At 57.9% G+C, this 8,710-nt stretch carries 7 protein-coding genes; 1 reads left to right on the top strand and 6 read right to left on the bottom strand.

The features are described from left to right. Positions 1-765: 765 nt before the first annotated feature. The 3 genes from ACFQEU_RS07745 to ACFQEU_RS07735 all read right to left on the bottom strand — a co-directional run bounded on the left by ACFQEU_RS07745 (position 766) and on the right by ACFQEU_RS07735 (position 2,790). Positions 766-1,563 carry a TCP-1/cpn60 chaperonin family protein gene (locus tag ACFQEU_RS07745; protein ID WP_379780896.1) on the bottom strand — a complete coding sequence of 266 codons (798 nt, stop codon included), beginning with the start codon at positions 1,561-1,563 and terminating at the stop codon, positions 766-768. Between the two features lie 385 nt (positions 1,564-1,948). After that, positions 1,949-2,503 (bottom strand): adenylate kinase, encoded by a 555-nt coding sequence (locus ACFQEU_RS07740; RefSeq protein WP_209487327.1) that lies wholly within the window; start codon positions 2,501-2,503, stop codon positions 1,949-1,951. Beyond that, positions 2,503-2,790, bottom strand: a complete 288-nt coding sequence (locus tag ACFQEU_RS07735) for a DUF5789 family protein (protein ID WP_209487328.1) — start codon at positions 2,788-2,790, stop codon at positions 2,503-2,505. Before ACFQEU_RS07735 ends, ACFQEU_RS07740 begins: the two co-directional genes overlap by 1 nt. Before the next feature lie 115 nt (positions 2,791-2,905). On the opposite strand from ACFQEU_RS07735, the gene ACFQEU_RS07730 reads away from it, so the two are divergent. Next, on the top strand, positions 2,906-3,229 hold the full coding sequence (locus tag ACFQEU_RS07730) for a cupin domain-containing protein (RefSeq protein WP_209487344.1): 324 nt from the start codon (positions 2,906-2,908) through the stop codon (positions 3,227-3,229). A 26-nt stretch (positions 3,230-3,255) separates the two neighbouring features. Here the strand turns inward: ACFQEU_RS07730 and ACFQEU_RS07725 are convergent, their stop codons facing one another. The 3 genes from ACFQEU_RS07725 to ACFQEU_RS07715 form a co-directional block, all read right to left on the bottom strand. Then, positions 3,256-3,483, bottom strand: a complete 228-nt coding sequence (locus ACFQEU_RS07725; RefSeq protein ID WP_245202894.1) for an SHOCT domain-containing protein — start codon at positions 3,481-3,483, stop codon at positions 3,256-3,258. Positions 3,484-3,652: 169 nt separating this feature from the next. Next, complete coding sequence (locus ACFQEU_RS07720; protein ID WP_379780893.1) at positions 3,653-6,700, bottom strand: FAD-binding and (Fe-S)-binding domain-containing protein; 3,048 nt, start codon at positions 6,698-6,700, stop codon at positions 3,653-3,655. Positions 6,701-6,760: 60 nt separating this feature from the next. After that, positions 6,761-8,479 carry an L-lactate permease gene (locus tag ACFQEU_RS07715; protein ID WP_379780891.1) on the bottom strand — a complete coding sequence of 573 codons (1,719 nt, stop codon included), beginning with the start codon at positions 8,477-8,479 and terminating at the stop codon, positions 6,761-6,763. Positions 8,480-8,710 lie beyond the last annotated feature (231 nt).

Raw genomic sequence — 8,710 nt, 5'->3', positions numbered from 1 at the left:
AGAAGGCATTCCCGATTCCTGCTGACGGACCATGTGTCCCCCGCGTGTCTCTATCTACGAGACAGTGACGAAATCAGCCCGGGCTAAACACGTACAATTAACCTAATCGTCCACACAGTCTGCTGTTCTCCTTGGGGAGCGAAGCTGTTCACAGAGACCTACGCTCCCGAAACCATCCAGCACCAGTCACAAACCCCATCATCTGCTTCCTCAGAGACGTGGAATTCCTCACCGCAGTCGTCACAAACGAATGTATCCTCGCTCATATCCTGCGATTGGACATAGTGAAGAGTAGAGATTATTATTGTCTCCTCTGTACACCTTACCTTGGAGATAAGTATATATCTTGAGAACCGGTGTATTAGCAGTTAGTGGATACATGCGTTCTATGTGCCCTTCTTCCCAGCGTGCTTTATTGCTGACTTCACGCTCTATATTCTGCAGAGGCCACTCAACACAATCTGCATATGATAGGAGATCTGCTGCAAGACGCGCGGCCCCGATCTTGCATGACTGATAGAGTATGAGATTTGATCAGGTCTCTTTCCTCACCGGTGTTTAGAATACAGCCAGAGCGACAGCAATCACTTTGTTCTTGACCGCTAATATAGACTGAGATACAAGCTGTATAACGAGACTACCAGACAATCGATGAAAGACACGCAATAATCAGATACGATCTACAAGCCTCGGTCTCAGTTCATTACACTAACCCTCTAATATCGCTCTCACCTCCAGAAAGTACCGACGACACATGCGCGTCAGTTAGATTCCCGCCGACCAACCGTCATACGGATCATAATCGGTGAGTACACCAAGCTGGGTGACCGTTCCCCTAGTAAGGGCAACAACCCCAGCAAGTGCTACCCCATCAGTCAACCGCTTTCGGAGTTCCTCTGCCTCAATCGCCAGCTCGCTGGCATTCTTGGCATTCCGCAGTTCCTTTTCTTCTACATGGATACTAACCGCCCCACCGTTTGCGTGCTCCGACCGCATTTCAACTAGCGTTTCAAGCGGGTCAAGCCCAGCCTCTAGCGCAAGCCTCTGTGGTACAGCTTCGAACGCATCAGCAGTCGCTTCAGCGACAAGTTGCTGCCTACCTTCCACCGAATCAGCATAATCCCGAAGTTCAGCAGCGAGCGCCAGTTCGCTCGAACCACCACCGAGGACCTCTGTAGTATGCCCTGTCCGTACCGAATCAATCTCACGGAGAGCCTGTTCAAGTGCAACAAGCGATTCTTCCACCACAGTCGTATATTCAAAATCTAAAGTTCGGAATCTTTCAGCGTTGACAAGCAGACTATCGGCGATTGGCCGTGCCAGTTCTCGCGTTGCGAGTTCGTCTATTGACGTGTCAACAGAGCTTTCAATTACTGCCTTATTTTGCAGAGTCGCCAGGACGAGGCCTCGGGCTGCGGCGGGACGGTGAGGTCCACGGAGGCGCTGTTTAACATCTCCGGGCTGGAGTTGACCGGCTTGAAGTTCTTCGGCAATTTTGTCGGCACGCTTTTGTGATTTTGTTGGTTTATTCACAGATTTATCACTGCCACCGAAAAGTCCCATGAAAACCAAATTGGCTCAGCTGTATTAATAACCAAGGAGCATCTCCTATCCATCAGTCAGGTCCACGGAGATACAACCCTTGCTGTCACACTGACGATGGTGTGTTAAAATCGAGACTGGCCGGCTAATTTATCAGAATCGGTGTGAAATCAATGGTTGCCGACTGCTGATTTCACGCTCTAAGTATAGCACTGGTGATGGTTAATCTTCATTCGAGAAACCGGGGTATTTCGAATACGCCCAACAACGTTACCTGTAGGCCTCGAAGTAACGTTGATAGATCACTCAGTTAATGGTGTGCAAGACTGTTAATTGTAGCTGAGGTATTCTTCAATTCGATGATTGTCTGGTATTCGGCCTTGGCAAATTGCGAATAGTAGCTTACTCAGAGCGCATCTGCGAGACGCTCGGCGGCCTCCTCGACGCTGCCTTCGTTTTCGATGAACTGAACGGGCGCGTTTTGATCACGTGCGTACTGGAGCGCGGCAGACCGATTAAGATCCTGCTCGAAATCAATTTTGTGTTCGGTCACATCCTGGACTTTACGGCCCCTATTTCTTCGGCGTTCGAGAATCGTTGCTGGACTCGCTTCAACGAGAGCGAACGTTGTCGGCGAGACATCGCGGAGTACCTCCTCAGGGAGTCCCTCTATGTAGCCGGCCTGGGTCTCTACTGCCAGATGAGTCGAGAGGATGATATTCGTGTCTTCGGCTTCATCGGCGACGAACTCGCCCGCACGACGCTGTAGACGGCGTGTCTCTTGTTGCGAAAGTGTGGCAAGTTCTCCTCGTTCGGTCGCCAGGCCTCTCGTCGCGGCCTGTTCAAGCATTACGTCGCCGAAGTTCACCAGTTTGTACCCGTCTCCGAGTTTCTGCCGAAGCGTCTGGCAGACGGTCGACAGCCCAACACCGGTGACACCTGAGACTAGCGTGACTGACATTAGAAACTCACCTCGCTTTTGTCGTCCTGTTTTGGCATCGATCCGCGGTCGTCGTAATACCTGCGTCCGACAAATTGAGCTCCGACGCGCGTCATCAGCGTATCGTAAAGATCATCGGCTGAAGCGAACTCCTCTACTTCAGATTTCTCGATTACGGATTGGATCGTTGTGCTTTCGCCATCCGGAGGTGTCAGTTCTGTACTCCCGACAGTCTCTACGACCGTCTCCCGTGGTACTGGGAACTCTAGTTTTCTCGCGAAGAGATCACGGGTCTCTGGCAAGCGCATGTGCAGTACATGGAACCACACTGTATAATAATTATGTATGAGGTCTTCACATTCTTGTATTTCATCATTGAACTGGAACCGGTGGAAATAACCTTATCGAAACGATACTATGCGTGTGAATCAAATTAATATTGCCGAATCAGCAGAACAACTGGACGAAGACGATGAGATAGAGATCGAGGCGATGCGAAAAGACTCCTTCAGCTTCCATGTCATGCGGTTTGAACCTGGAGACGAAGATTCGATGCACGCCCACTCCGTCGATGAGATTTATCATGTCGATACAGGAAAGGCGACGCTCGTAACAGAAGAGGAGTCCATCGAAGTTGAACCAGGCGACGTCATTCATCTCGAGCCTGAAACAGACCACCAGTTCATAGACTTTGAGGGTGAGTTCGTGGTCACAGTGACGTACGCACCTGGGGAGGGATCTGAATAAATAAATCCACTTCGGAAAGAATAGATTCAGCGTTTGCGGTCAATCGACTCGCGTTCGTGGTCTGTCGGCCTATAGCGGCTTTGCTGTCCGTGGTCGGGCCCTGCTTCTGCGCGCTCGCGTTCGCGATCGGCGTCGACTAACCGTTCGAGTCGGCGTTCAAACTCCGCATCAGTGAGTTCGCCATCGACGTATTGATGTTTCAGACGGTCGATTGGCGTCTCTGAGACTGTCGAATCGTCTGTCGACCACGGCAATTTCTCACCCGCGGATACCCTGTCGGCGAGGTATCCGCCAAGTGCGCTACTGCCAACGACGTATGCTGCACCGACGAGTGTGAGCGCGAGTACCCCAACGGTTGCAGCCGGAGAGACGGTCGACGCAACTCCTGTTTGGTCGGCGATGCGACGGATGGCCTCGGTGCGATCAGTCGACCAGCGCGGCGGCGACTTTCTCGATTGGGTGTGGCGGTTTGCCGTACTGCTTTTCGTAGTCAGCCAGCTGCGAGCGACACGAGGTGCCGGGCGCGACGACTTCCTGGGCCGGAGATTCTTCGACCGCATCGAACAGCATGCGTCCGATCGCCTGACTCATCGAGTAGTGTTCAGCCTCGTAGCCAAACGAGCCAGCCATTCCACAGCAGGTGGTATCCAGCACGTCGACCTCGTAGCCCGTCCGCCGGAGCACACCAACCGCGTGGTGGTCCCGACTTGCGGCGGTCTGATGGCAATGACCGTGGTACGAGACCGTCTCGCCGCCGTCGGCGTCCATCTGCTCGTCGAGTCGGAAGGTGTCGATGTACTCCATGATGCTGTAGGTGTTGGCCGCGACGGCTTCGACATCGTCGCCGGCCAGCAGGTCGAGATAGTCCTCTTGGTACATCACCGCATCAGAGGGTTCGACGCTGACGATATCCCAGCCGGCTTCGATTTTCGGGACGAGCGCGTCGACGTTGTCCTCGGCGGTCGCCCGCGAGTGGTCGACCATTGCCTTCGAGTGGGCCGGCCTGCCGCTGTCGGTGACCTCCTCGGAGACCTCGACGTAGACGCCGGCGGCCTCCAGCGCGCGGACGGCGGCTTTGCCGACCGCGGGTTGGGTGTAGTTGGTGTACGGATCGGCGATCACCAGGGCCTTGCGGTCGGCCTCCGCCTCGGTGACTGCGGGCGTCCGCGAGTTGTCCCACTTCTGGAGCGTGTTGCGTTTGAACGTCGGCAGCTCGCGCTCGCGGGCGATGCCGAGCGTTTTCTCCATCACGACGCCGCTGCCCGGTAGCTTCGTGGCGACGTTCGAGATGGGTGCGAACGTACTGCCCAAGCTATAGAGCGTCTCGACGTTGGCGAACAGTTTGTCACGCAGCGGAATCCCCTCACGCTGGTGGTACTCGTGTTTAACCTCGGTTTTGAGTTTGGCTAGGTCGACGCCGCTCGGGCAGTCGCGTTTGCAGCCCTTGCAGCCGATACAGAGGTCGAGCACCTCGTGAACGAATTCATCCTCAAAAATGTCGTCGGGGAGATCGCCGCTCATCGACCGCCGGAGCATGTTCGCCCGCCCGCGCGTTGAGGTGATCTCCTCGTTTTCGGTTGCCCGGTAGGTTGGACACATAATCGAGCCGGTGGTATCTTGGTGGCCCTCACAGCCCGCACAGCCGTGACAGAGTTCGGTCATTCCCTGGAAGCCGTTTTCATTGGCCCACTGGAGACTCGGCTCGAAGCCGGCATCGAACTCGTAGTCCGAATCGTACCGGAGGTTCTCGGTTGGATCGAAATCGCCGCTGACGTTGCCCGGGTTAAGGAGTCCTTTCGGATCGAAGGCAGCCTTCAGCTCTTTAAACGCGCCCCAGATTTCATCGCCGTACAGCTTCCTGTTCCAGGTCGTCCGAGCGCGGCCGTCGCCGTGTTCGCCCGAGACCGACCCGCCGTACTCGATGACGAGATCAGTCACTGCATCCGAGATTTCGAGCATCGTCTCGACGCCGTCGTCGGCTTTGAGGTTTAAGAGGGGTCGAATGTGCAGCACGCCAGGTCCTGCGTGGGCGTAGTAGGAAGCGAAGGTGTCGTGCTCGTCGAACAACTCCTGAATGTCGGCGACGTACTCCGGCAGATTCTCGGCGGGCACCGCGGTGTCTTCGACAAAGGGCCAGTGTTTGTCGTCGCCGGTCCGCGAAAGCAGGATGGGAAGGCCAGCCTTCCGCATCTTCCAGAACTTGGCCTGCCGGTCCGGATCATACGCTTCGAGGGCGTCGGTGGCGTTGATCGGCTCGTCGGTCGTGATCGCCTCGGAACTGGCCTCGACCTTGGGGTCGTAGCTCGGCAGTCGGTCGGCCAACAGGTTTGCGACCTTCCCTTTGCCGTCGTCGACGTCTTCCGCGTAGAGCTCGACGAGTAGCGTCGAGTCTGTTCCCTCGGGGAGGATGTCGACGACAGCCTCGAACTCGGCGGTATCGCGGGCCAAATCGAGCAGAATGTCGTCCATCACCTCGACGGCCGCGGGGTCGTGTTCGAGAATCGGCGCGACATCTTTCATTGCCGAGATCACGTCGTCGTAGGTGAGCAAAACGACCGACGTCTCGTTTGGTACGGGCTCCAGCGAAACGGTCGCCTCGGTGACAATACCCAGGCTGCCCTCGCTGCCCGCGAGCAGTCGACCGACGTTGACCTTGCCGCGCTCGTCGACGTCTTCGAGCAGTTTGTCGAAGTTGTACCCCGAGACGTTCCGCATCAGGTCAGGGTATTTGTCCTCGATAGCCTCGCGCTTGTTCTGCAGAACGTCGGAGACAACCCGGTAGACCTGCTGTTTGATCGGGTCGTCGTCGGTGACCTCGGCGGCGCGCTCGTGGAGTTCCTCGATCTCCATCCAGTCGAACGTCGTCAGGGTGCCGTCGGCCAGCACGACCTCCACGGATTCGAGATAGCCGTCGGCCTTCTCGTATTTGAGCGAGTGCGAGCCGGTCGAGTTGTTACCGATACAGCCGCCAAGCACGCTTTTGTCGCCCCATGCGGGATCAGGGGCGTACTTGAGGCCGTGCTCGCTGAGCCGGTTGTTGAGTCGACCAAGGGTGATCCCCGGCTGGGCGGTCGCCGTTTCGGCCTCGGGGTCGACGTCGACGATCTCGTTGAACCGCTTTTTAAAGTCGAGGACGACCGCCTCGTTGACTGTCTGGCCGGCGAGGCTCGTGCCGCCGCCGCGCGGCAGAACGGGGATCTCGTGTTCCCAGCAGTACTCCATGACCGCCTGGACATCGTCGGTCGACTCGGGGACGACGACGCCGATCGGCAGCTGGTGGTACGCGCTGGCGTCGGTCGCAAACAGGTTGCGCGTGTAGCTGTCGAACCGCACGTCGCCGTCGACGAGGGCTTCGAGATCCGCAACGAGCTCCGGGTCCTCGATATCGTCGCTTCGGTAGTCGTAGTTACTGCGCGGATCGCTCGCCGGATCCGGGCGCGGTTCCTCGCCGGGTTGGGTAGTTTTGCTCATGGTATGTATTGACTAGGGGTGTGTTGGTGTACTGGATGAATGAATGTGTGGGTTGGTGGGTTAGAACACGGTCGGGAACACCACGTACACCGCAAGTGTAGTGAGGATGCCACCGCCGATCAGGTAGTACGCAAGCGGTATCAAGTTCAGTCGGATCACCCGCCCAGTCGCACCGACCATCCCGACGGTCGCCAGCGCGGCGATCACGTTGTGGATGGCGATGATGTTACCGATAGCTGCTCCGATCGACTGGGAGGCGACCAGAATCGTCGTCGGCATATCGAGCGCGAGGCCGACCTCGAACTGGAAGGCCGCAAACGTGATGTTGCTCACCGTGATCGAGCCGGCAACGAACGCCCCAACCATTCCGACGGTGGGCGCGATCATCGGGTACGCCGCGCCGAACGTTGAGGCGGTTCCATCCGCCAGCACGACGATCATGCTGCCGTCGACGAGCGCGCCGCCGTGGGCGTCCGTGTTCAGCATGATCTCGACCATTGCGATGACAAAGAACAGCACGATGGCCGGCGAGACGATCTTGCCACCGGCCTCTTTCCATGCGCCGGTGACCTCCGAGCGGTCCATGCCGAACAGCGGGACGGCGACCAGCGCGCTAACGAGGAGCCAGGTGCCGGGGACGTAGGCCCACCGGATCGCGCCCTCTAGTCCGGTGCCGAAGACGTCCCAGCCGATTGCCAGAATCGGGCCTGCCTGGAGGAACGCTGCAAGCGGTTCGATCATCCGGGTGGCGATCAGCAGCACAGCCAGAATGATGTACGGCGACCACGCACGCAGCAGTCCCATCGAGGGCGTCGAGTCGACCCCAGTGTCGGTTCCGGCACCGGCCTCGGATTTGGCCTCTTCGCCGCCGGGTTCAATCGAGCCGACCCAGTGGTCGGGCCACTCGTCGCGTGGCGGGAAGTCCCAGTCGTCTTTCGGTTCGAGGTAACCCGCCTTGAGGAGGCCCACAACAACGCCGCCGCCGATCATCGCCGCGAACAGCGACGGAAGCTCTGGGCCGATGAGATACGCCGTGGCCACGTACGGAATCGCGAAGGCGAATCCGGAGACCACTGCCAGCGGCACCACACTCATCACGGGTTTGATCGTCCGTTCTTCGCCGAAGAAGTAGACGACCATCCCGACCGCCACAAGCGGCATCAGTATGCCCAGTATACCGTTGAACATCGCAGCGTACACGCCAGCCTCAGCCGAGTACTGTGCGACGGTCAGTCCGGTGCCGTCAGCGATCTGCTGTTCGACGGCTCCCAGCGGCGTTTCATAGCCGACAATAATCGGTGTGCCAACCGCGCCGAATACGGTCGCGATTGCGTGGCCGATCAGCGCGGCGATCACCGCCGCCAGCGCGGGGAAGCCAAGCGCGAGCAACAGCGGCGCGACAACCGCTGCGGGCGTTCCGAAGCCGGCGACACCCTCCATAAACGTCGCCAGGAAAAACCCGAGGAGGATAATCTGGACCCGCCGGTCGTCGCTGATCGTCGCAAAGCCGGTGTTGATCCGGTCGACCGCGCCCGAGCGCATCAGGGTATACAAGAGCACGAGCGCGCCGAAGACGATCCAGAGGATCTCGATGGCGGCCATCACGCCTGTCAAACTGGCTGCGGCGACGTACTCCAGTGGCATCCCCCAGACGACAAACGCGATGACGGCCGCTGCAAGCCACGCAATCGGCATCACGCGCGTGGCCTCCCACAGCAGGCCGACCAGCAACACCGCGACGATCAAAAGCGGTGTGAGCGCGAGGAGTGTCTCAAACATTGGTCTCACCACGCAGCCACAATGCCGAACGGTCGGCGAGACTGACAGCATCTATCTGATGGTTGATACACGTCCCGTCGTGGCCTGTTGCCTGTGGCTTTTGTCGCATATTGAATCAGTTACCGCATCACCTGATTGGTCGTGTTGCAAAGCGGTCTAGAGTTTGCCTCTGGTGCTCTCAACTGAGAGTTCACAGCTCATTGCTGTTTTGGTCGATCGTTGGAGCAGTTC

It is taken from the genome of Halorubrum tibetense (assembly GCF_042661865.1).
In the GTDB taxonomy this organism is placed as follows: Archaea; Halobacteriota; Halobacteria; order Halobacteriales; family Haloferacaceae; genus Halorubrum; species Halorubrum tibetense.
The sequence above is the reverse complement of the archived record's forward strand: the minus strand, read 5'-3'. Positions and strand labels throughout refer to the sequence as shown.

Coding starts and splice junctions, on each gene's coding strand:
- ACFQEU_RS07740 (WP_209487327.1), bottom strand. CDS start 2,503: ATGTCAGTCACGCTAGTCTCAGGTGTCACCGGTGTTGGGCTGTCGACC.
- ACFQEU_RS07715 (WP_379780891.1), bottom strand. CDS start 8,479: ATGTTTGAGACACTCCTCGCGCTCACACCGCTTTTGATCGTCGCGGTG.
- ACFQEU_RS07735 (WP_209487328.1), bottom strand. CDS start 2,790: ATGCGCTTGCCAGAGACCCGTGATCTCTTCGCGAGAAAACTAGAGTTC.
- ACFQEU_RS07745 (WP_379780896.1), bottom strand. CDS start 1,563: ATGGGACTTTTCGGTGGCAGTGATAAATCTGTGAATAAACCAACAAAA.
- ACFQEU_RS07720 (WP_379780893.1), bottom strand. CDS start 6,700: ATGAGCAAAACTACCCAACCCGGCGAGGAACCGCGCCCGGATCCGGCG.